23 protein-coding genes are annotated in these 20,563 nt (G+C 67.9%); 17 read left to right on the top strand and 6 right to left on the bottom strand.

The window, feature by feature from the left end:
• The first annotated feature begins 8 nt into the window (after window positions 1-8).
• The 3 genes from KZX46_RS17315 (at window position 9) to recN (ending at window position 3,498) form a co-directional block, all read left to right on the top strand.
• Entirely contained in the window at window positions 9-959 is a 951-nt protein-coding gene (locus KZX46_RS17315; RefSeq protein WP_219775014.1) for an alpha/beta fold hydrolase, read from the top strand.
• 10 nt (window positions 960-969) lie between these two features.
• Complete coding sequence (locus KZX46_RS17310; protein ID WP_216708026.1) at window positions 970-1,746, top strand: outer membrane protein assembly factor BamD; 777 nt, start codon at window positions 970-972, stop codon at window positions 1,744-1,746.
• A gap of 99 nt (window positions 1,747-1,845) precedes the next feature.
• Window positions 1,846-3,498 (top strand): DNA repair protein RecN, encoded by a 1,653-nt coding sequence (gene recN / locus KZX46_RS17305; RefSeq protein ID WP_219775013.1) that lies wholly within the window; start codon window positions 1,846-1,848, stop codon window positions 3,496-3,498.
• Between the two features lie 9 nt (window positions 3,499-3,507).
• On the opposite strand, the gene KZX46_RS17300 is transcribed toward recN, so the two are convergent.
• The gene (locus KZX46_RS17300; RefSeq protein ID WP_219775012.1) at window positions 3,508-4,386 is read right to left on the bottom strand and encodes an AraC family transcriptional regulator; all 879 of its coding nucleotides are present in this window, start codon (window positions 4,384-4,386) and stop codon (window positions 3,508-3,510) included.
• Window positions 4,387-4,483: 97 nt separating this feature from the next.
• On the opposite strand from KZX46_RS17300, the gene ligA reads away from it, so the two are divergent.
• On the top strand, window positions 4,484-6,586 hold the full coding sequence (ligA, locus tag KZX46_RS17295; protein ID WP_370647558.1) for an NAD-dependent DNA ligase LigA: 2,103 nt from the start codon (window positions 4,484-4,486) through the stop codon (window positions 6,584-6,586).
• An 87-nt stretch (window positions 6,587-6,673) separates the two neighbouring features.
• Here the strand turns inward: ligA and KZX46_RS17290 are convergent, their stop codons facing one another.
• On the bottom strand, window positions 6,674-7,594 hold the full coding sequence (locus KZX46_RS17290; protein ID WP_219775010.1) for a 50S ribosomal protein L11 methyltransferase: 921 nt from the start codon (window positions 7,592-7,594) through the stop codon (window positions 6,674-6,676).
• A gap of 162 nt (window positions 7,595-7,756) precedes the next feature.
• Window positions 7,757-8,506: an SDR family NAD(P)-dependent oxidoreductase gene (locus KZX46_RS17285; protein ID WP_219775009.1), complete on the bottom strand. Its 750-nt coding sequence runs from the start codon at window positions 8,504-8,506 to the stop codon at window positions 7,757-7,759.
• Between the two features lie 127 nt (window positions 8,507-8,633).
• Between KZX46_RS17285 and KZX46_RS17280 the strand changes: the two genes are divergently transcribed.
• The 7 genes from KZX46_RS17280 (at window position 8,634) to sdhA (ending at window position 14,330) form a co-directional block, all read left to right on the top strand.
• A complete protein-coding gene (locus KZX46_RS17280) occupies window positions 8,634-8,828 on the top strand; it encodes a hypothetical protein (RefSeq protein ID WP_219775008.1) in 195 nt (64 codons plus the stop codon).
• 193 nt (window positions 8,829-9,021) lie between these two features.
• Entirely contained in the window at window positions 9,022-10,224 is a 1,203-nt protein-coding gene (locus tag KZX46_RS17275) for an acyl-CoA dehydrogenase family protein (RefSeq protein WP_219775007.1), read from the top strand.
• Window positions 10,221-11,189 (top strand): phosphotransferase family protein, encoded by a 969-nt coding sequence (locus KZX46_RS17270; protein WP_219775006.1) that lies wholly within the window; start codon window positions 10,221-10,223, stop codon window positions 11,187-11,189. Before KZX46_RS17275 ends, KZX46_RS17270 begins: the two co-directional genes overlap by 4 nt.
• The gene (locus KZX46_RS17265) at window positions 11,189-11,674 is read left to right on the top strand and encodes a DUF6285 domain-containing protein (protein ID WP_219775005.1); all 486 of its coding nucleotides are present in this window, start codon (window positions 11,189-11,191) and stop codon (window positions 11,672-11,674) included. Before KZX46_RS17270 ends, KZX46_RS17265 begins: the two co-directional genes overlap by 1 nt.
• Before the next feature lie 62 nt (window positions 11,675-11,736).
• A complete protein-coding gene (gene sdhC, locus KZX46_RS17260; protein WP_216708017.1) occupies window positions 11,737-12,156 on the top strand; it encodes a succinate dehydrogenase, cytochrome b556 subunit in 420 nt (139 codons plus the stop codon).
• Window positions 12,157-12,158: 2 nt separating this feature from the next.
• Window positions 12,159-12,539, top strand: coding sequence for a succinate dehydrogenase, hydrophobic membrane anchor protein (gene sdhD / locus KZX46_RS17255; RefSeq protein ID WP_219775004.1), 381 nt, complete (start codon window positions 12,159-12,161; stop codon window positions 12,537-12,539).
• A gap of 3 nt (window positions 12,540-12,542) precedes the next feature.
• Complete coding sequence (gene sdhA, locus KZX46_RS17250; RefSeq protein ID WP_219775003.1) at window positions 12,543-14,330, top strand: succinate dehydrogenase flavoprotein subunit; 1,788 nt, start codon at window positions 12,543-12,545, stop codon at window positions 14,328-14,330.
• Between the two features lie 18 nt (window positions 14,331-14,348).
• Here the strand turns inward: sdhA and KZX46_RS17245 are convergent, their stop codons facing one another.
• The 3 genes from KZX46_RS17245 to KZX46_RS23000 form a co-directional block, all read right to left on the bottom strand.
• Window positions 14,349-15,092 (bottom strand): SDR family NAD(P)-dependent oxidoreductase, encoded by a 744-nt coding sequence (locus KZX46_RS17245; RefSeq protein WP_219775002.1) that lies wholly within the window; start codon window positions 15,090-15,092, stop codon window positions 14,349-14,351.
• A 115-nt stretch (window positions 15,093-15,207) separates the two neighbouring features.
• Window positions 15,208-15,387, bottom strand: coding sequence for a type II toxin-antitoxin system BrnA family antitoxin (gene brnA / locus KZX46_RS23525; RefSeq protein ID WP_369426592.1), 180 nt, complete (start codon window positions 15,385-15,387; stop codon window positions 15,208-15,210).
• 34 nt (window positions 15,388-15,421) lie between these two features.
• Window positions 15,422-15,655 carry a BrnT family toxin gene (locus KZX46_RS23000; RefSeq protein WP_255615056.1) on the bottom strand — a complete coding sequence of 78 codons (234 nt, stop codon included), beginning with the start codon at window positions 15,653-15,655 and terminating at the stop codon, window positions 15,422-15,424.
• Between the two features lie 137 nt (window positions 15,656-15,792).
• On the opposite strand from KZX46_RS23000, the gene KZX46_RS17235 reads away from it, so the two are divergent.
• Genes KZX46_RS17235 through mdh form a run of 6 tightly spaced genes read left to right on the top strand, consistent with a single transcriptional unit; the run spans window position 15,793 to window position 20,449 of the window.
• Entirely contained in the window at window positions 15,793-16,578 is a 786-nt protein-coding gene (locus tag KZX46_RS17235) for a succinate dehydrogenase iron-sulfur subunit (protein WP_219775000.1), read from the top strand.
• Window positions 16,579-16,585: 7 nt separating this feature from the next.
• Window positions 16,586-17,332 (top strand): hypothetical protein, encoded by a 747-nt coding sequence (locus KZX46_RS17230; RefSeq protein WP_219774999.1) that lies wholly within the window; start codon window positions 16,586-16,588, stop codon window positions 17,330-17,332.
• Window positions 17,333-17,386: 54 nt separating this feature from the next.
• On the top strand, window positions 17,387-17,842 hold the full coding sequence (locus tag KZX46_RS17225; protein WP_216708011.1) for a PaaI family thioesterase: 456 nt from the start codon (window positions 17,387-17,389) through the stop codon (window positions 17,840-17,842).
• Window positions 17,839-18,966 carry a cell division protein ZapE gene (zapE, locus tag KZX46_RS17220; RefSeq protein WP_226896021.1) on the top strand — a complete coding sequence of 376 codons (1,128 nt, stop codon included), beginning with the start codon at window positions 17,839-17,841 and terminating at the stop codon, window positions 18,964-18,966. The genes KZX46_RS17225 and zapE overlap by 4 nt, the downstream gene beginning before the upstream one ends.
• A 34-nt stretch (window positions 18,967-19,000) precedes the next feature.
• Window positions 19,001-19,432 (top strand): lipocalin-like domain-containing protein, encoded by a 432-nt coding sequence (locus KZX46_RS17215; RefSeq protein ID WP_219774998.1) that lies wholly within the window; start codon window positions 19,001-19,003, stop codon window positions 19,430-19,432.
• Window positions 19,433-19,486: 54 nt separating this feature from the next.
• A complete protein-coding gene (gene mdh, locus KZX46_RS17210; protein WP_219774997.1) occupies window positions 19,487-20,449 on the top strand; it encodes a malate dehydrogenase in 963 nt (320 codons plus the stop codon).
• Window positions 20,450-20,563: the final 114 nt, after the last annotated feature.

Raw genomic sequence — 20,563 nt, 5'->3', positions numbered from 1 at the left:
TCGCGCGGATGACGGCGCTGGGTTGCGCGGCGGCCCTCGCCGTTGCCCTGACCGTCACCGCCGCCGCACCCCTCGCCGACCCCGGGGTGCAACTCGCCCGCTTGCCTGACGGGCGACACCTCGCCTTCCGCTGCGCCGGGAGCGGCACCCCGACCGTTCTCCTCGAAGGCGGCTGGGCAGCGTCATCGCTCGCATGGAGCAAGGTCGAGCGGCTCGTCGCACCGGTCACCCGCGTCTGCAGCTACGATCGCGCCGGCCTTGGGCTCAGCGATGGCCGCCCGGCGCCGCGCGACGGCACCGCGATCGCCCGCGATCTCGACGAGGGGCTCCGCGCGCTCAAGATCGCCGGGCCGTTCGTCGTCGCCGGACATTCGGCGGGCGGGTTATACGTCCGCGTCTTCGCCGATCGCCGTCCGGGCGACGTCGTCGGCATGGTCCTCGTCGACCCAAGCGTCGAATACCAGGACAAGCGCCTCAGCGCGGTGTTCGGTCCGGGCGCGGGCAGCACCGCCGGGATCCGCAACCGCGCCGCCGCGTGCCTCGCCGCCGCCAAGGCGCATGCGCTGCCGTCGCCCGATCCCAAGCTCGTCAGATGCGCCGCCGCCACCCCGATCGCGACGTGGGAGACGCAGGTCGCCGAACTCGACAGCCTGTGGGGCGCAACGTCGGACGAGGTCGCAGGCGGTCGGTCGAGCTACGGCGCGCTGCCGCTGATCGTCCTCACCGCCGGCGACACCAACGCCGCGCTGCCCGACCCGTCGCGCCGCGTCGCCGACCGCGTCTGGGCCGGGCTGCATCAGGAACTCGCCGAACACTCGACGATCGGCGTGCGGCGCACAGTCGACCGGACCGGCCATCTGATCCCCAAGGACCGCCCCGATGCCGTCGCCGACGCGATTATCGAGGTCGTCAAAGCGGCGCGGGGAGAGCCGCTTGGCACCCCCCGGCCCATCGGCTAAGGACACGAACATGATCCAGTCCCGCGTGCTTCGTCTCGTCCTGCTGCCGTCGTTCGCCGTCGGGCTCGCGCTCAGCGGCTGTGCCTCGACCAAGGCGAAGAAAGACCGTCCGTACGTCGCGCGCGACGTCGACACGCTTTACACTGCGGCGCAGGAGACGCTCGCCCGTCGCCAGTACAAGCTCGCCGCCGCGCAGTTCGACGAGGTCGAGCGCCAGCATCCATACTCGGTCTGGGCGCGCCGGGCGCAGTTGATGTCGGCGTATAGCTATTACGTCAGCCAGGATTACAACGAGGCGATCCTGTCGGCGCAGCGCTTCATCTCGCTCCATCCTGGCAGCCGCGAGGCACCATATGCGTATTACGTCGTCGCGGTCAGCTATTACGAGCAGATCACGTCGGTCGACCGCGACCAGAAGATCACCCTGAAGGCGCTCGATGCACTGCAGGAACTGATCCGCCGCTACCCCAATTCGGAATACGCCGCCGATGCCCGGCTCAAGGTCGACCTGACGCGCGACCATCTCGCGGGCAAGGAGATGGAAGTCGGGCGTTATTATCAGGCGAACAAGCAGTTCATCGGCGCGGTCGACCGCTTCCGCACCGTAATCGACACCTACAATACCACGAGCCACACCCCCGAGGCGCTCGAGCGGCTCGTCGAATGCTACCTCGCGCTCGGCCTGCCCGAGGAAGCGAAAAAGGCCGCAGCGGTTCTCGGCTACAACTATCCCGGGACCAAGTGGTACAAGCACAGCTACACGCTGATGACCAAGAAGGTCGCCTGAGTTCCTATGGCGCGCTTCGGTGCCTGAGCGCACGCGGCGCGCTTCGGTGCCTAATGTGCGCTTGCGGCTCGGTGCCGACAGCGTTGGGATTTCGCGGCAATGTTAACCGCCATCGATATTCGCGACGTCGTCCTGATCGAAGCCTTGCGCCTCGACTTTGCCGCAGGACTGAGCGTCCTCACTGGTGAAACCGGGGCGGGCAAGTCGATCCTGCTCGACAGCCTCGGTCTCGCGCTCGGCGCGCGCGGTGATGCCGGCCTCGTTCGTTCGGGCGCCGCCTTCGCCAGCGTCACCGCGAGCTTCAGTGTCGGCGCGTCGCACCCCGCGCGCGCGCTGCTCGACGACAACGATCTCGATCATGAAGGCGACATCATCCTCCGGCGGCGGATCGCAGCCGACGGCGGCGGGCGCGCGTTCATCAACGATCAGCCGGTGTCGGTCGCCTTGCTCCGCGAACTCGGCACGCGATTGGTCGAGATTCACGGCCAGCATGATGATCGCGGCCTGCTCAATCCGCGTGGCCACCGCGACCTGCTCGATGCCTTTGGGGGATTGACCGTCGAGGTTAAATCCGTCGCCACCGACTATGCCGCGTGGCGTGCTGCCGAAGCCGCGCTCGAAGCGGCGAAGGTCGCGCTCGAGGCGGGGCAGCGTGACCGCGAGTGGCTCGACCATGCGCTGGCCGAATTGACCGCGCTGGCACCTCAGCCGGGGGAGGAGGCCGAACTCGCCGAGGCGCGGTCGTCGATGCAGAAGGGGGCGCGGCTCGCGGGTGATCTCGACGCGGTGACGACGCATCTTCTTGGGTCGGACGGTGGTCTCGCGAGCCTGCGGCAGGCGGCGCGGCGGCTCGACCGGCTCGCCCCCGAGCACCCGTTGCTGGCGAGTGCGCTCGAAAGCCTCGATCGCGCGGTGATCGAGGCGAGCGAGGCCGAGGACGCGCTCGCTGCCGCCGGTCTCGCGCTCAGTTTTGCTCCCGAGCAGCTCGACGCGACCGAGGCGCGGCTGTTCGAACTGCGCGCGCAGGCGCGCAAGCACCGCGTCGACCCCGACGCACTCCCCGCGCTCGCCGCCGACCTCGCCGCGCGCGCCGCCGCCATCGACGCGGGGGAATTGGGGCTGACCGGCCTGACGAAGACAACCGCGGCGGCGAAGGCTCAGTTCACCAAATCTGCTGGTGCACTGACTGCCGCCAGAACCGCCACCGCCGCCCGCCTCGACGCCGCGGTGACCGGCGAACTCGGCCCGCTCAAGCTCGACGCCGCGCGCTTTCGCACCGCGATCGCGGCGGCTTCCGAGGGGGCCGGCGGAGCCGATGCGGTTCAGTTCGAAATCTCGACCAACCCCGGCGCGCCGTTCGGGCCGCTGGTCAAGATCGCGTCGGGGGGCGAACTCTCGCGCTTCATCCTCGCATTGAAGGTCGCGCTCGCCGAAACCGGAACCGCGGGTACGATGATCTTCGACGAGATCGATCGCGGTGTCGGGGGAGCGGTCGCCAGCGCGATCGGCGACCGGCTCGCGCGGCTCGCCCAAACCACGCAGGTTCTCGTCGTTACGCACTCGCCGCAGGTCGCAGCGCGCGGCGAATATCAATGGCGGATTGCCAAATCGGTCAACGGCACCGTCACGCGAACCGGTGTCACGCCGCTCGACGCGGACGAACGCCGCGAGGAAATCGCCCGGATGCTGTCGGGGGCGGAAGTCACCGACGAAGCGCGGGCGCAGGCAACGCGACTGCTCGCGCTCGCCTGATCCCGGCGGTCACACCGCTACGGGAACATGAAAGTCGATCGTCGCCCCAGGCTTAGTCGGGGCGAATTTGCCGTCGTAACGCTCGAAGTCGGGGCTGTCTGCAACCGTCAGCCCCGATGCCGGGATCAACTCGCCCCACACCGCCGCCATCGCCGCCTTGACCTGCGGATGCACCGGGCCGCCGTTGAGGACGATGCGAAACACCGCGTAAGTCGCTGAAAGGATTGGCATGACGGCGAAGCCCTCGGGCACGGCCGCGTCGGCGACGATCTCGACGCCCGCCATATAATCGAAGCTGCCTTCGCTGCGGTCGGCCTCGGAGACGACGCCGAATGTCGCCCAGCTATCGATCTGGCCAGCAAACGGCAGCGCCCCGATCAGCCGCGACCAGAGGTGCGGAATCTCGGTCTTGGTCGACGCATCGAAGCGGCTCGACGGCCCCGCGACGAAGAAGGCGGGGATTGCAACGAGATCCGGCAGAAGGATGACAGCGGCGGCAACGTCGATGTCGGGCATTGTCATCGGATATTGTCCTTCGATTGGGGTGAGGGCGAAACCTTGGCGGAAGCGTCCGGGAGCGACCCCGAAGACGCGGCGAAAAGCGCGGGTGAACGCCTCCTGCGATTCGAATCCGCAGTCGAAGGCGAGGTCGATCAGCCGGACATCGGGGTCGTTGACGAGGCGCTGGCCGGCCCTGACCAGCCGCCGCCCGCGGACATGCGCCATCACGCTGCGGCCCATCCGCGCGGTGAACATCCGTGAGAAATGGTACGGCGACAGGCCCGACCGGCTAGCGATCGCGTCGAGCGTCAACGGCTCGTCGAGATGGCCTTCGATCCAGTCGACGAGGTCGATCATGCTCGGGCGGGGGGAGGGCGGCGTGTCCATGCCGGCTTTATGGCCGACCGCGCGCGGGTCTGTCCTGACCGGTCTTGCTCTCCCGCGCGGGCGAAGACGCTGCTAAAGTCGGTCGATGGCCGAAGATATCGCTCAACCCGCCGACCCCGCAGCCGAACTCGCGCGCCTCGCCATCGAGATCGCCGAGCACGCCGCGCGTTATCACCGCGACGACGCACCGACGATCAGCGATGCCGATTACGATGCAATGGTCCGGCGCAACGCCGAGCTCGAGGCGGCGTATCCAGACCTGAAGCGCGCCGATTCGCCGTCCGAAACCGTCGGGGCGGTGGCTGCGGCGGGGTTTGGCAAGGTCGTCCACTCCCGCCCGATGTTGAGCCTCGACAATGCGTTCGCCGATGATGAGGTGGTCGAGTTCATCGCACGGGTCCGACGGTTTCTCCGGCTTGGTGATGACGAAGCCGTCGCCGTAACCGCCGAGCCGAAGATCGACGGGCTGTCAGTGTCGCTCGTCTATCGCGACGGCGTACTGGTCAGCGGGGCGACGCGCGGCGACGGGGCGGTGGGCGAGGACGTTACCGCCAACCTCGCGACGGTCAGCGACGTTCCGCAGCGGCTGCCCGATGGGGCGCCGGCGATCGTCGAGGTGCGTGGTGAAATCTATATGTCGAAGGCCGACTTCCTCGCCTTGAACGCGGCGCAGGCGAGCGCGGGGCAGCGGCTGTTCGCCAATCCGCGCAACGCGGCGGCGGGGTCGCTGCGCCAGCTCGACGTCGCGGTGACGCGCGCGCGGCCTCTGCGCTTGTTCGCACATGGCTGGGGCGAGATGAGCACCGTCCCCGGCGACACCCAGGCGGGGGTGATGGCGGCGATCTCCGGCTGGGGCTTTCCGGTAAGCGATCGCCTTAAGGTCTGCGATACCGTCGACGACGCGCTAAGTGTCTATCGCAGCATCGAAATCGACCGTGCCGAGCTGCCGTACGACATCGACGGGGTGGTCTATAAGGTCGACCGGCTCGACTGGCAGGCGCGGCTCGGGCAGGTCGCGCGGTCGCCGCGCTGGGCGCTCGCGCATAAATTCCCCGCCGAGCGCGCGACGACGACGCTGCTCGCGATCGACATCCAGGTCGGGCGGACGGGGCAGTTGACCCCGGTCGCGCGGCTCGAACCTGTCGGCGTCGGCGGGGTGATCGTGACCAATGCGACGCTCCACAACGAGGACGAGATCGCGCGCAAGGACGTCCGCGTCGGCGATATCGTCGAGCTTCAGCGCGCCGGCGACGTCATCCCGCAGATCCTTGGCCCGGTGCCGAGCGACGCACCGCGCGGCGAAGCCTTTGTTTTCCCGAGCGTCTGCCCGGCGTGCGGCAGCCTTGCGGTGCGCGAGGCGGGGGAGGTCGCGCGGCGCTGCACCGGCGGGCTGATCTGCCCGGCGCAGCGGATCGAGCGCCTCCGGCACTTCGTCTCGCGGCGCGCGCTCGACATCGAGGGACTCGGGTCGGAGCGGATCGAGCTGTTCGTCGGCGAGGGGCTGATCACAACTCCGGCCGATATCTTCCGTCTCAGGGATCACCGCGATGCGCTCGTGGCGCGCAAGGGGTTCGAGGCGAAGTCGGTCGACAACCTGCTCGCGGGGATCGAGGCGCGGCGCGACGTGCCGCTCGACCGCCTCCTGTTCGGGCTCGGCATTCGCCACGTCGGCGAGGTCACCGCGCGCGATCTGGCGCGGGCTTTCGTGACATATCAGGGTTTTGCCGAGCGGGTCGCGGCGGCGGTCGACCATATGAAGGCGGCGCTGCCGGTGATCGGCGAGACCGACGACAAGTTCCGTAAACGGCGCGCCGGAGAGCTGGCGGCGCTGTTCGCGGTCGGCGGGGTCGGCCCCGAGATTGGCGAGGCGATCACCGACTTCTTCGCCGAGCCGCACAATCGCGATCTCGTCGCCGACCTGCTCGCGGCGATCACGGTCGCCGATCTGGTCCATGCGACCAAGGCGTCGCAGGTGTCGGGCAAGACCGTCGTGTTCACCGGCACGCTCGAAACGATGAGCCGCGACGAGGCACGGGCGCAGGCCGAGCGGCTGGGGGCGCGGGTCGCGGCTTCGGTCTCGGCGAAGACCGATCTGGTTATTGCTGGTCCCGGTGCGGGGTCTAAAGCAGCGAAAGCGGCGGCGCTCGGGATCACGGTGATCGACGAAGCGGCATGGCAGGAAATCGCCGGAGCGGTTTAATTCGGCCGGGCGTCGTCGCGCGCACATAGGCCCGCACAAGGCCGAACTTCGAACCGAACCGCGGTTGCGGCCGGACGCCCATCGGGCTCAGCCGCGTTCGAGCACCAATGTCGGCCATTCGCTGCGGTCGAGCCGGTCGACCAGCCGGAAACCGCGTGCGGTGTAGGCGGCGGCAACGCGGCGGGCCTGCGTCGTCAGCAGCCCGGCGAGGACGAGGATGCCGCCGGGGGCGAGCGTTGCCGCGACCGGGCCTGCCATCGCGACCAGCGGGCCAGCGAGGATATTCGCGGTGACAAGATTGAACCGCCCGCGCAGCCGGGGATGTTCGACTCCGGGCGCGGTGACGAGGTCGATCGCGCCGCGTCCGCGCGCCTGCCGGACGCCGTTCGCGGCGAGGTTGGCGCGGGCGACGATCGTCGCGACCGGGTCGATGTCGCTCGCGACGACGGTGGCGCGCGGCCAGCGCTTGGCGATCGCGATGGCGAGGACGCCGGTGCCGGTGCCGAGGTCGGCGGCGCGGGTAAAGCGGTGGGTCTTCGCCAGCGCATCGAGTGCGGCGAGACACCCGTGGGTGGTGAAATGCTGGCCGGTGCCGAACGCCAACCCCGCCTCGATGGCGATGCCGATGTCACTCGCGCGGACCGCGTCGGCGTGCGCGGCGGTATGGACGACGAAGCGCCCGGCGCGGACGGGGGGGAAGCCCGACTGGCTCAGCGTGACCCAGTCGGTGTCGGCGATCGGCTCGACCGTCGCGCTGCCCGGCGGCGCGGACGGGACGAGCGCATAGAGGCGGGCGATGTCGTCGTCGCTGGGCGTATCGGCGAAATAGGCGTCGAGGGTCCAGTCGTCGGGGCGCGATGGGTCGGGCTCGTCGGTGAGGAGGGTGGGGGGCCGTTCGCGGTCGGGGAAGGCGTCTTCCGCGAAGGGTATGGCCTCGGCTTCGGCGCGGGTCGCGGGGAGGCGGACGCGGTAGCCGCTGGGGCTGGCGGATGCTGAGGCGTTCAGCATTTAATATCCGCACAAAATTTGTGATTCGCGTGAAACTTGTCATTCCCGCGAACGCGGGGACCCAAGGTCACTACCGTCAGTGACGTTGGGTCCCCGCGTTCGCGGGGATGACAAGGAATAAGCGACCAGGCTGTAATGGGCCGCAGCGCAGCGACCGCCCCGCTACCGCACATAGCTCGCCCCGTTGACGTCGAGCACCGCCCCCGTCAGCGACGCGGGAGCGTCGAGGCTGAGCCAGCGGATCGTCTCGGCGACTTCGGCGGCGCTGGCGACGCGGCCGAGCGGGATGTCGGCGATCACCTTGTCGCCCTCGCGGCTGGCGAGGAACTCCTCGGCCATGCCGGTCATCGTGAACCCCGGGGCGACGACGAAGGCGACGATGCCGTCGGCGGCGTAGGCGCGGGCGATGCTGCGGGTCATCGCGACCATCCCGGCCTTGGCGGCGGCATAGTGCCAGTGCGCGGGGGAGTCGCCGCGGAAGGCAGCGCGGCTCGATACGTTGACGATGCGACCGGCGACTCCCGAGGTGTCGCGGGCCTTTTTATCCAAGCTGCCGCGCTCCTGGAAATGCAGCACCGCGCGGCGTGACAGGTCGGCGGCGGCCTGGAGGTTGATCCGCCACGAGCGCTCCCATGCGGTCTCCCACGCGGCGGCGTCGGCGAGCGGCGCGGCCTCGAAGACCCCGGCGTTGTTGACCAGCACGTCGATCCGCCCGCCGAGCCGGTCGAGCGCCGCGTCCCACAACCGGTCGCCCGCTCCGGGTTCGGCGAGGTCGGCCCCGATCGTTACCGTGTCGGGGCCGTCGCCGTCGCGGCTGCCGTGCCCGACCACCGTGGCGCCGGCGGCGATGAGGGCGGCGTGCGCGGCGGCCCCGATGCCGCGGGTGCTGCCGGTGAGGAGGATGTTGGTCATGGCTGCGGGTTAGCCGAGGCGGTGCGGCGCGGGAAGGGGTGTTCAAAGCTCCCACCCCTTCATGGTTTTGCAAACCCCGTTCCGTGCTAACGATGCGTCGCTGCCAACCTTGCAAGGCTCGTCGCTTATGTCGGAATCAGAGAGGCCGCTGCGCCAGCAGATGGCCGATGCGATGGAGGCGATCCGCCAGCAATTGGAGGTTCTGCGCGCGGGGCCGAGTATCGGCGAGGCGCTCGACAACCGCAGCGTGATCGCTGATCTCGAGGCTGAGTTCGTGGCGCTGAAAGAGGCTCGAGCGGCGATGGGTCCCGCGGACGGATGACGCGCGACCAGTCGTTCGGCGCATAGTCGTTGGGCCGCGCGACCGTTCGCGCCGGCTGCCGAGCCGATCGCAATCGAGCAGTCGCGATCGCGAGGGCCGACAGACCATTTGGCTGGAGTTCGCCTTCCCACACCCCCGGCGTTGCGTTCTGACCGCAGCGGCCTAACCTCGCCGGAAAACGGGGAGTGAGGCGATGGTTGCACCGAACTGGGTCGACATGCGCGCGCGGGTCAAGGCGTTCGTCGAGGATCGCGTCTATCCGGCGGAGGACGTGCTCGACAACGGGGCGCCCGACGCGGCGCGGGCGAAGCTCGCTGAGTTGATGGCGGCTGCCAAGGCCGAGGGGCTGTGGGCGCTCGGGCATCCGGTGGCGATCGGCGGGCAGGGGATGCCGTTGCTCGATTATGTAGATGTCAACGAGGTGATCGGGCGGAGCCAGCATGCGATGGTCGCGCTGGGGACGCACTCGTTGCAGGACGCGCTGATGCTCGACCGCTACGCTGCGCCGGAGTGGCGGGCAAAGTATCTGCTGCCGCTGGTCGCGGGGACGATCTTCCCGAGCTTCGCGATGACCGAGCCCGATGTCGCCTCGAGCGATCCGACGCAGCTCCAGACGACTGCGACGCTCGAGGGTGGCGAATGGCTCATCCGCGGGCGCAAGTGGTTCACCACCGGCGCGGCGGGGGCGGCGTATACGACGGTGATGTGCCGGACCGAAAGCGGCGACGCGGCCCCGCATGCGGCGTTCTCGATGATCGTCGTGCCAACCGATACGCCGGGCTACCGCATCGTCCGCGATACGCCGGTGCTCGGGCTGCACCACGGGCTGAACGGGCATTACGAGGTCGCCTACGACGACGTTCGCGTGCCGGCGGCGAATCTGCTCGGGCCGCGGGGGCAGGGGTTCGCGATTGCGCAGATGCGGCTCGGGCCGGGGCGCATCTTCCATTGCATGCGCTGGCTGGGGCAGGCGCAGCGCGCGTTCGACCTGATGTGCCGCCGGTTGAACGAGCGGTCGGCGGGGGGCGAAAAGCTCGCCGACAAGCAGTTGATGCAGCAGTTCGTCTTCGACAGCGCGGCCGAAATCCAGTCGGCACGGCTGCTGACGCTCGACGCGGCGGCGAAGATCGATGCCGGGTCGGACGCGCGGGTCGAGATCGGGCTGATCAAGGTCGTCGGCGCGAAGATGCTCCACAATGTCGTCGACCGCGCGGTGCAGGTGTTCGGCGCGAAGGGCCTGACGCCCGATACGCCGCTCCACATCATGTACCGGCATGCGCGGGAAGCGCGGATCTACGACGGGCCCGACGAGGTGCATATCACCAGCGTCGGGAAGCGGTTGCTGCGGGCGTATGCGGGAAACGGGCCGGGGATCGATTTCGGGGCGGCGGGGTGATCGCTGCGCTGGCGGCGCTGCTGAAACGAGCCGGGCATGACGCGACGGTCGAGCGCGTCACTCCTCTCTCGGGCGGCGCGTCGTCGGCGACGTTCGCGGTCGAGGCCCTTCGCAACGGCACCCCATGGCCGCTGATCTTCCAGCGCGGCGAGGGCCAGATCGGCATGGCGAAATCGGTGCAGGCCGAACTCCAGCGGATCTCAGGCGCACACGGCGTCCCCGTCGCCCCGGTCATCGCGATCGCCTCACCCGACGACAATCTCGGCGACGGTTTCTTCATGGCGCGGGTCGAGGGGGAAAGCCTCGCGTCGCGCTGGCTCAAAGGCGACGTCTTCGCGGCGGCGCGGGCGGCGATGACCGCGCAATGCGGCGCGGCGCTCGCGCGCATCCATGCGATCCCGCTCGACGCAGTCGCGCATTTGCCGCTCGCCCGGGGCACGGCGGCAGCACAGTGCGCGGCGATGTTCGCGCTGTACCGCAGCTTCGGCGTCGACGAACCGGCGTTCGACCTCGCCTTCGCATGGTTGGCCGAGCGGATCGGCGACGCCCCGGCGCGGGTGGTGTGTCACGGCGACTTCCGCAGCGGCAATTTCATCGTCGACGAGCGCGGGCTGGCGGCGGTGCTCGACTGGGAACTCGCGCATCTCGGCGACCATCACGCCGACCTCGGCTGGCTGTGCGTCAACGCGTGGCGCTTTGGGCAGTGGCAGCGCCCCGTTGGCGGCTTCGGCGAGCGGGCAGAGCTATACGCCGCGTACGAGGCCGCCGGGGGAGCCGCGGTCAACCCGGCGCGGGCGCATGTCTGGGAGGTCTATGGCACGCTGCGCTGGGGGATGTCGTGCCTCCAGCTCGCCGACGACCATCTGTCGGGGCGGGTGCGGTCGGTCGAGCGCGCGGCGATCGGGCGGCGGGTCACCGAGGTCGCCGCCGACCTGCTGTGGGTGATCGAACACGGGAGCATCTGATGGCGGGGCATCCGAGCACGCGCGAGCTGGTCGCGGCGGTCCGCGAGTTTATCGCGGGGCTCGAGATCGAGGGGCGCGAGGGGTTTCATGCGAAGGTCGCGGCGAATGCGCTGGCGATTGTCGAGCGGGAGCTCGTGGCGAGGCCGGATGTGGCGGAGGTGGCGGCGTTAGCCTCCATCAACCTGTCATCCCCGCGCACGCGGGGACCCAAGGTCACAACTGTCGCGACATTCGGTCCCCGTGTGCGCGGGGATGACAGGGAAGAGGGGGATGACAGGGAAGAGGGGGATGACGAGGGAGAAGGGGATGAGGCCGCCGCCCTCCGCTCCGCGATCTGTATTGCCCTCCGTGACGGCACCCTCACCCCCGCCACCCCCGGCCTCCTCGCCGCCCTCACCGCTGCGAACCTTGCCCGTCTCGCGGTCGACAACCCGCGCTATTCGACCTTCCTCCGCCGGACCGCCGCTGCCGCACCGCCGCGATGAACGGTTGCGCGCGCGCGCCAAGGGGTTAAACCGTCGCCAATCCAAAGACTCCCGAGGAACTAATGGCCTCAGCCACCCGCCCGCGCGCTCCCGGACCCAGCCGTCCGCTCTCCCCGCACCTGTCGATCTGGCGGTGGCGGGTCAACATGACGGTGTCGATCCTGCATCGCGCGACCGGCAACGCGATGGCGTTCGGCGCGGTCGTGCTGTTCCTGTGGTGGCTTGTCGCCGCCGCGACGGGCCCGGCGGCGTACGCGACCTTCTACGGTGTCGCGACCGGCTGGTTCGGCATCCTCGTCGGCGTCGGGCTGACGTGGGTCTTTTTCCAGCACATGATGAGCGGCATCCGCCACCTTGTGATGGACACCGGCGCGGCGCTCGAGGTCCACACCAGCCAGACCTTCGCGACCATGACGATCGTCGGCTCGCTCGTTCTGACCCTGCTGACCTGGGCCGCGATCTACTTCACCAAGGGCATCTGAGAATGGGAACGGGAACCGAGATCGGCCGGGTCCGCGGACTCGGCGCAGCAAAAAGCGGCGTCGGCCATTGGTGGCAGCAGCGGGTGACTGCGGTCGCCAACATCGCGCTGCTGCTGTGGTTCGTCATCAGCCTCGTGCGGATGCCGGGGCTCGATTACGCCAGCGTCGTGCTGTGGCTGCGGCAGCCTGTCGCTGCGATCCCGATGCTCCTTCTCATCGTGTCGGTCTTCTACCATTTTCGTCTTGGGGTGCAGGTCTTCATCGAGGACTATCTGCACAACGAAGGGACCAAGCTGCTCGCGCTGCTTGCCCTTAATTTCTACGCACTCGGGGGTGCGGCAGCGGCCGTGTTCGCGGTGCTGAAGATCGCGCTAGGAGCGTAGTTTATGGCCGAAGCGTATAAGATCATCGATCACACCTACGACGCGGTCGTGGTCGGCGCGGGTGGCTCGGGCCTCCGTGCGGCGATGGGTATCGCCGAGACCGGGCTCAAGGTCGCGTGCATCACCAAGGTGTTCCCGACGCGGTCGCACACCGTCGCCGCGCAGGGCGGCATCGCCGCGTCGCTCGGCAACATGGGGCCCGACCACTGGCAGTGGCACATGTACGATACCGTCAAGGGGTCGGACTGGCTCGGCGACCAGGACGCGATCGAATATCTGTGCCGTGAAGCCCCCAAGGCGGTCTACGAGCTCGAGCATTTTGGCGTGCCGTTCAGCCGTACCGAGGAAGGCAAGATCTATCAGCGCGCGTTCGGCGGCATGACGCAGAACATGGGCGACGGGCCTCCCGCGCAGCGCACCTGCGCCGCTGCCGACCGTACCGGCCACGCGATGCTCCACGCGCTGTATCAACAGAGCCTCAAGCACGACACCGACTTCTACATCGAATATTTCGCGATCGACCTCATCATGGTCGACGGCGAGTGCAAGGGCGTCATCGCGCTCAACATGGAAGACGGCAGCATCCACCGCTTCCGCTCGCACAGCGTCGTACTGGCGACCGGCGGCTATGGCCGCTGCTATTTCTCGGCGACGAGCGCGCACACCTCGACCGGCGACGGCGGCGGCATGGCGATCCGCGCTGGTGTGCCGATGCAGGACATGGAGTTCGTCCAGTTCCACCCGACCGGCATCTACGGCGCAGGCGTCCTCATCACCGAGGGCGCGCGCGGCGAGGGCGGCTACCTGACCAACGCGCAGGGCGAGCGCTTCATGGAGCGATATGCCCCGTCGGCGAAGGACCTCGCCAGCCGCGACGTCGTCAGCCGCTCGATGGCGATGGAAATCCGCGAAGGCCGCGGCGTCGGTGCCGAGGGCGATCACATCAACCTCCACCTCAACCACATCGACCCGGCGGTCCTCCACGAGCGCCTCCCCGGGATCAGCGAAACCGCGAAGATCTTCGCCGGGGTCGACGTCACCAAGGAGCCGATCCCGGTCACCCCGACGGTCCATTACAACATGGGCGGCATCCCGACGAACTATCACGGCGAAGTCGTCACGCTGAAGGACGGCGACCCGGACTCGGTCGTCCCCGGCCTGTTCGCAGTGGGGGAGGCGGCGTGCGTCTCGGTCCACGGTGCCAACCGCCTCGGCTCGAACAGCCTGATCGACCTCGTCGTCTTCGGCCGTGCCACCGCGCACCGCGTCGGCGCGACGATCAAGCCGTTCACCACGCACAGCCCGCTGCCCGAGGACAGCGCCGACTTCGCGCTCGGGCGCCTTGACGGCTACCGCTTCAGCAAGGGCGGATCGCCGACGGCGGCGGTGCGGCTGGCGATGCAGAAGACGATGCAGGCGAACGCCGGCGTGTTTCGCACGTCGGAGGTGCTCGAGGAAGGCCAGCGCAAGATCGACGCGGTCTATCAGCAGATGGCCGACATCGGCATCGCCGACCGCAGCATGGTGTTCAACACCGACCTGATCGAGACGCTTGAACTCGATAACATGATCGGCCAGGCAGTCCTGACGATGCACATGGCCGCATCACGCCACGAAAGCCGCGGCGCGCACATGCACGAGGACTTCCCCAAGCGCGACGACGACAGCTGGATGAAGCACTCGCTCGGCTGGTTCAGGGATGGCGGCGTGCGGCTCGATACCCGCCCGGTGCACAGCTACACGCTGAGTGATGAGATTGCGTACATCAAGCCGAAGGCGCGGGTTTACTAAACCCGCGCCCCAGCATCGTCAGATCGAGAAGCCGCCGTCGATGTCGATCGTCGTGCCGGTGATGTAGCTCGACTCGTCGCTGGCGAGAAACGCGGTCAGGTTGGCGACTTCTTCGGCGGTGCCGTAGCGCTTGAGCGGCGTCAGCGACGTCAGCAGCGTGGCGAAGTCGCCGGTTGCCGGGTTGAGATCGGTGTCGATCGGGCCGGGCTGGACGACGTTGACGAGGATGTTGCGCGGGGCGAGGTCGACCGCCCAGCCGCGGGCGAGGCCCGCGACCGCCGCCTTGGTCGCGCCATAGACCGCGACGCCGGGGAAGGGCGATGTGTGGCCGTTGACGCTGCCGATGATGATGATCCGGCCGCCGTCGCGCAGGTGCGGGAACGCCGCGGTCGTACCGAAATAGACGCCGTCGACATTGAGCCCGAACTGCTTGCGGTAGCTCGCGTCTTCGGTCGAGCCGAGCGGGGCGGGCTCGAAGGTGCCGGCATTGTGGATCAGGATGTCGATGCCGCCGAGCGTCGCCGCCGCCTGCTCGACCGCCGCCTTGACCGCGACCGGATCGCCGCCGTCGGCCTGGATCGCCTCGCCCTTGCGGCCCGATGCGGTGATCGCGGCGACCGTCGCGGCGGCGGCTTCGTGGTTGCCGGCGAAGGTGATGACGACATCGGCCCCGTCGGCAGCGAGCCGTTTCGCGATCGCCGCGCCGATGCCGCGCGATCCTCCCGTCACGAGGGCGGTCTTGCCGGCAAGCCGATCGGTCATGGTATTTCCTTCGTTGTGTCGCCGTATCGATGTAGCAATCACGTTGAAGCGAACAACCGCTGCGGTGGCGCAGATTAGCTTGGAGGTGCTAAAGAACCGGCGGCTTGCAACGGCGCTATTTAGCCGCCTCGAGCCGATCCGCGAGCCACATCTTGATCAGCGCCTGCCGCGTCACGCCGCGCTTTTTCGCCTCCCGATCGAGGCTGAAGACCATCCATGAGGGGAAATCGACGTTGACGCGCTTTGGGTCGAGGCCGGGGCGGCGGGTAGTGGTGAAGTCGAGATATTCGCTGATGTCTTCGCCGTCGTCGAACTTCCGGTCGAACTCTTCAACCGAGATAGAAGCGGGCTTCGTCGTCGCGGGCGCGTCTGACTGAGATGAGGCGGATGCGCTCGCCGCGGCGGGTGATGACCGCCGTCCAGCATTTCCCTGCGATTTGGCCGATGACGCGGCTTCGCTGTTCGTCGCCATGAAATGCACCTCCGGTTTCGACGCGGTTCTGGTCGTTCCAGATCGCCTGCGCCTCCTCGAAATCGATCCCGTGCTTCGCGGCGTTGGTCACGCTCTTCGCAGGATTATATTCGAACACGTCACGGTATAATATCTATACCCTTTCCGCACAAGCGGCGGTGCGACGAGATGCGGGTTGAGCCTCGCCGCGCAACCCCCTATGCCCGCCGGGCAAGACAGGACCGAAGCATGGCCGAATTTTCCCTTCCGACGAACTCGCGCATTCGCAACGACGGCAAGCGCTATCCCGCGCCCGCCGGGGCGACGCACACCAAGGCGTTCAAGATTTACCGCTGGAACCCCGACGACGGGGCCAATCCGCGCTACGACACGTATGAGCTCGACCTCGACACCACCGGGCCGATGGTCCTCGACGCGCTGATCCGGATCAAGGCCGAGATCGACCCGACGCTGACCTTCCGCCGCTCGTGCCGCGAGGGGATTTGCGGGTCGTGCTCGATGAACATCGATGGGACCAATACGCTCGCGTGCACCCAGGCGATCGAGGACATCAAGGGCGAGGTGCGGATCACGCCGCTGCCGCACATGGACGTCGTCAAGGACCTCGTCCCCGATTTCAAACACTTCTACGCGCAATATGCCTCGATCAAGCCGTGGCTCCAGACCGTTACGCCCGCCCCCGCTGACGGCGAGCGCATCCAGACGGTCGAGGACCGGTCGAAGATCGACGGGCTGTACGAATGCATCCTGTGCGCGTGCTGCTCGACCGCATGCCCGAGCTATTGGTGGAACAGCGACAAGTTCCTCGGGCCGGCGATCCTGTTGCAGGCGTACCGCTGGCTGGTCGATAGCCGCGACGAGATGACCGGCGAGCGGCTCGACGCCCTCGAGGACCCGTTCCGGCTGTACCGCTGCCACACGATCATGAACTGCGCCAACGTCTGCCCGAAGGGGTTGAACCCGGCGAAGGCGATCGCGGAGATCAAGAAAATGATGGTCGAGAGGGCCGTCTAGCCTGCGGATGGCGAGCGACGATGCCATCGACAAGGCGGCGCTGGACGCGGCCAAGGCGTCGTTAGCCAGTCTGGCGGCGACGCTGACCTTCCCCGTCGCGTCGCTGCTGCTCGTGCTCGTCGCCGTCACGCGGGCGACCACTATCGATGATACGATCAACGTCTTCGGCGTCGTCCTGTCGCGCTTGGCTGCCGTCACTCTCGTTACGGTCGCGCTGTTCGCCAGCTTCATCCATGCCGCGCGTCAAGTGATGACGCTGCGCCTGCTGCGGACGACGATCACCGAGGCGGCGCGGCCCGGCTTCGATACGCTGCTCGCCAATTCGCCGGGGATCATCAACCCGTTCGCCGCCGCGCTCGATCCGGCCATCATCGAGTCCACCCGGCTGGCATTCGGTCCCGAACCGCGCACGAAGAGCCTGTTCTATCGCTCGTTCATGCTCGACAACCCGATCAATATCCGGCTGATGCGCGGGCTCGACCGGCTCGTCATGGCGTGGCCGCGCGTCCAGGTCGGGGCGATCGTCGCGTCGCCGGTCGTCCTGATGTTCTCGCTGGTCGATCTTCCCGCCGTGCACACTTATGGTCTAGTCATCAACTTCGCGATCGCGTCGGCGGTGCTCATCCTCCAGCTGCAGATCCAGGCGCTGCTGATTGAGCTCGGGCGGCGGGTTGAAATCCGGTCGATCTGGTGGTCGGCTGGGCTGGTTTCGCTCATCCTCGCGGTCATGATCACCGTCTTCCGGTTCGCGTGATTGCCGCTGTGGCCGCCCTTGTTGCAACTGTCCCCCTCCGCTAACCACCGCCGCATGAGCGAAACAAATTACCCCGCCCCCGATGCCGATGGCTGGGTGCCGTGGATCGGCAAGCCCGATGGGCGCTTCCACGATCTCCTCGGCCAGATGTATTTCCGCGTCACCGCAAACGGTGTCGAGACCAAGATGGACACCGATCGCAGCCACTCGAACGGCCATGGTTTCCTCCACGGCGGCTTCCTGATGTCGTTCGTCGACATGGCGATGTTCGCGATCATTCGCCCGCGCTTTTCGAAGGGGGAGGGGGCAGTGACGTTGAGTTGCGCGACCGATTTCCTCACCGCCGGGATTGTCGGCGAGCCGATCGAGGCGCACGGCGAGGTGCTCAAGGAAACCGGCAAGATGTTCTTCGTCCGCGGGCTGGTAACGCAGGGCGGCGACAACGTCTGTTCGTTCACCGGGACGATGCGCAAGATCACCCGGCGTCCGGTCGTTCCGACGGCATCGTGACGGCCGTCCCCGCCGGCGCGCTGAACACCGCTTACCGGCAACTGGTTGCGGCGGGCGAACTCCAGCCTGATCCTGATCAGGCGGCGGCAGCGGAAAAGCTGTATCGCCTGCGGCGCGCGCTCGCGGTCGAGCCGAAGCACGGGCTGATCGGACGGCTGTTCGGGGCGAAGGCCGAGGCGTTGCGCGGCATCTATCTGTGGGGCGGGGTCGGGCGCGGCAAGTCGATGCTGATGGACCTGTTCTTCGCGCACGCGACGACCGAGCCGCGGCGGCGGGTCCACTTCCACGAGTTCATGATCGAGGTCCATGCCGCGATCCACACCCATCGCCAGCATTCGGGCGACGATCCGATCCCGGTGGTCGCGGCGGCGGTCGCGGCGAGCGCCAAGCTGTTGTGCTTCGACGAAATGCAGGTGCGCGATGTCGCCGACGCGGCGATCCTGTCGCGGCTGTTCACGGCATTGTTCGAAGCGGGGACGACGATCGTCGCGACGTCGAACCGGCCGCCGGCGGACCTGTATAAGGACGGCCTCAACCGCCAGCTGTTCTTGCCGTTCATCGCGCTGCTCGAGGAGCGGCTCGACATCGTGCCGTTGAATGGCCCGGTCGATTATCGCCTCGACCGGCTAGGCGGCGCACCTACCTACTACGTTCCGAACGGCCCCGAGGCGACCGCCGCGCTCAGCGCCGCCTTCTTCCGCCTGACCGACTTCCCCGTCGAGGACCGCGTCCGCGTTCCATCGGAAACGATCGCGGTGCCCGGCGGGCGGACATTGTTCGTCCCCAAGGCGATCAAGGGTGTCGCGGTCTTCTCGTTCACCCGCCTGTGCCGCGCGGCGCTCGGGGCGGCAGACTATCTCGCGGTGGCGCGGCGCTTCCATACGGTTATCCTCGTCGGCGTGCCGGTGATGGGGCCGGCGAACCGCAACGAGGCGGCGCGCTTCGTCACGTTGATCGACGAGTTGTACGAGCACCGCGTCAAGCTGCTCGTCGCCGCCGATGCGCCGCCGCAAGAGCTGTACCCGGCGGGCGACGGCGCGTTCGAATTCGAGCGGACGGTGTCGCGCTTGCAGGAGATGCAGTCGGCCGATTATCTTGCGCTGGGCCACGGCACCGAGGCCTGAACCAGCGCCCGACGGCGCGGTAGGGGAGGGGTAGATGACCGACGACGCCTTGATCGGAACCTGGCTGCTGCGCTCGCACCAGGTCGAGGACCGCAACACCGGCGCGCGGACGGAGCCGTTCGGCGCCGCCCCGTCGGGTGTGCTCATCGTCCTTGCCGACGGCCGCATGTCGGCGCTGATCGTGGGCCAAGCGGTTGGCGACGCGAGCGCGCCGCTCATCGCCTATTCGGGGCACTACCGTGTGCCGTCGCCCGGCAGCTTCGTCACCGCGGTCGATGTCGCGTCGATCGCGCCATGGGTCGGGACCGAGCAGGCGCGCAGCTACACCGTCGCCGGTGACCGGCTCGAATTGTCGACCGCCCCCGCACGGATGCCCGACAGCGACGGCATACCCGAAGCGCGCGTCGGCCGCATGGTCTGGGTCCGCGAGACGACGGCGGTTGCGAGTAACCAAGCGAGCGACTAAGCCGACGCCGTCTCCAGCGGCAGCGTCCGCGCCCCCTAGACCCGAGGATAAAACATGGCCCGCAACAAGATCGCGCTTATCGGCGCCGGCAACATCGGCGGGACGCTCGCGCACCTCGCCGCCGCCAAGGGCCTTGGCGATGTCGTCCTGTTCGACGTCGTCGAGGGCGTGCCACAGGGCAAGGCGCTCGACCTCGCGCAGTGCGGCCCGGTCGAGGGCTTCGACGCCGTCCTCAAAGGCACCAACGACTATGCCGATATCGCCGGCGCCGACGTCATCATCGTCACCGCCGGGATCGCCCGCAAGCCGGGGATGAGCCGCGACGACCTGCTCGGGATCAACCTCAAGGTGATGAAGGCGGTCGGCGAGGGCATCGCCGCCAATGCTCCCGGCGCGTTCGTTATCTGCATCACTAACCCGCTCGACGCTATGGTCTGGGCGCTGCGCGAATTCTCGAAGCTGCCGCACCACATGGTCGTCGGCATGGCGGGCGTCCTCGACTCGAGCCGCTTCCGCCACTTCCTCGCCGACGAATTCAAGGTCAGCGTCAAGGACGTCACCGCCTTCGTTCTCGGCGGTCATGGCGACACGATGGTCCCGGTGATCGAATATTCGACCGTCGCCGGCATTCCGATCCCGGCGCTGATCGAGATGGGCTGGTCGACCAAGGAGCGCATCGACGCGATCGTCGCACGCACCCGCGCTGGCGGCGGCGAGATCGTCGCTTTGCTCAAGACCGGCAGCGCCTACTACGCCCCCGCCACCAGCGGTATCGCGATGGCCGAGGCATATCTCTACGACCAGAAGCGCGTCATCCCGTGCGCGGTGAATTTGACCGGCCAGTACGGCGTCAACGACCTGTACGTCGGCGTGCCGTGCGTCATCGGCGCGGGCGGGGTCGAGAAGATCGTCGAGATCGCGCTCAATGACGAAGCAAAGGCGAACTTTGCCAAGTCGGTCGAGGCGGTAAAAGAGTTGCTGACTGCATGCCGGGCGATCGATAACTCGCTGAACTAGTCTAAACACCACATTTCGATAGTTATGGCGGCGTGCCTCGGCACGTCGCCTTTTTTTTGTCCGTTCGTGGTAGATAAAATATAAACAGCGTGAATGTTCAGCGGAATCAACGCT

Origin of the sequence: Polymorphobacter sp. PAMC 29334, from assembly GCF_019431245.1 — a bacterium.
Classification (GTDB): domain Bacteria; phylum Pseudomonadota; class Alphaproteobacteria; order Sphingomonadales; family Sphingomonadaceae; genus Polymorphobacter_B; species Polymorphobacter_B megasporae.
This window is presented reverse-complemented; position numbering and strand designations above follow the sequence as displayed.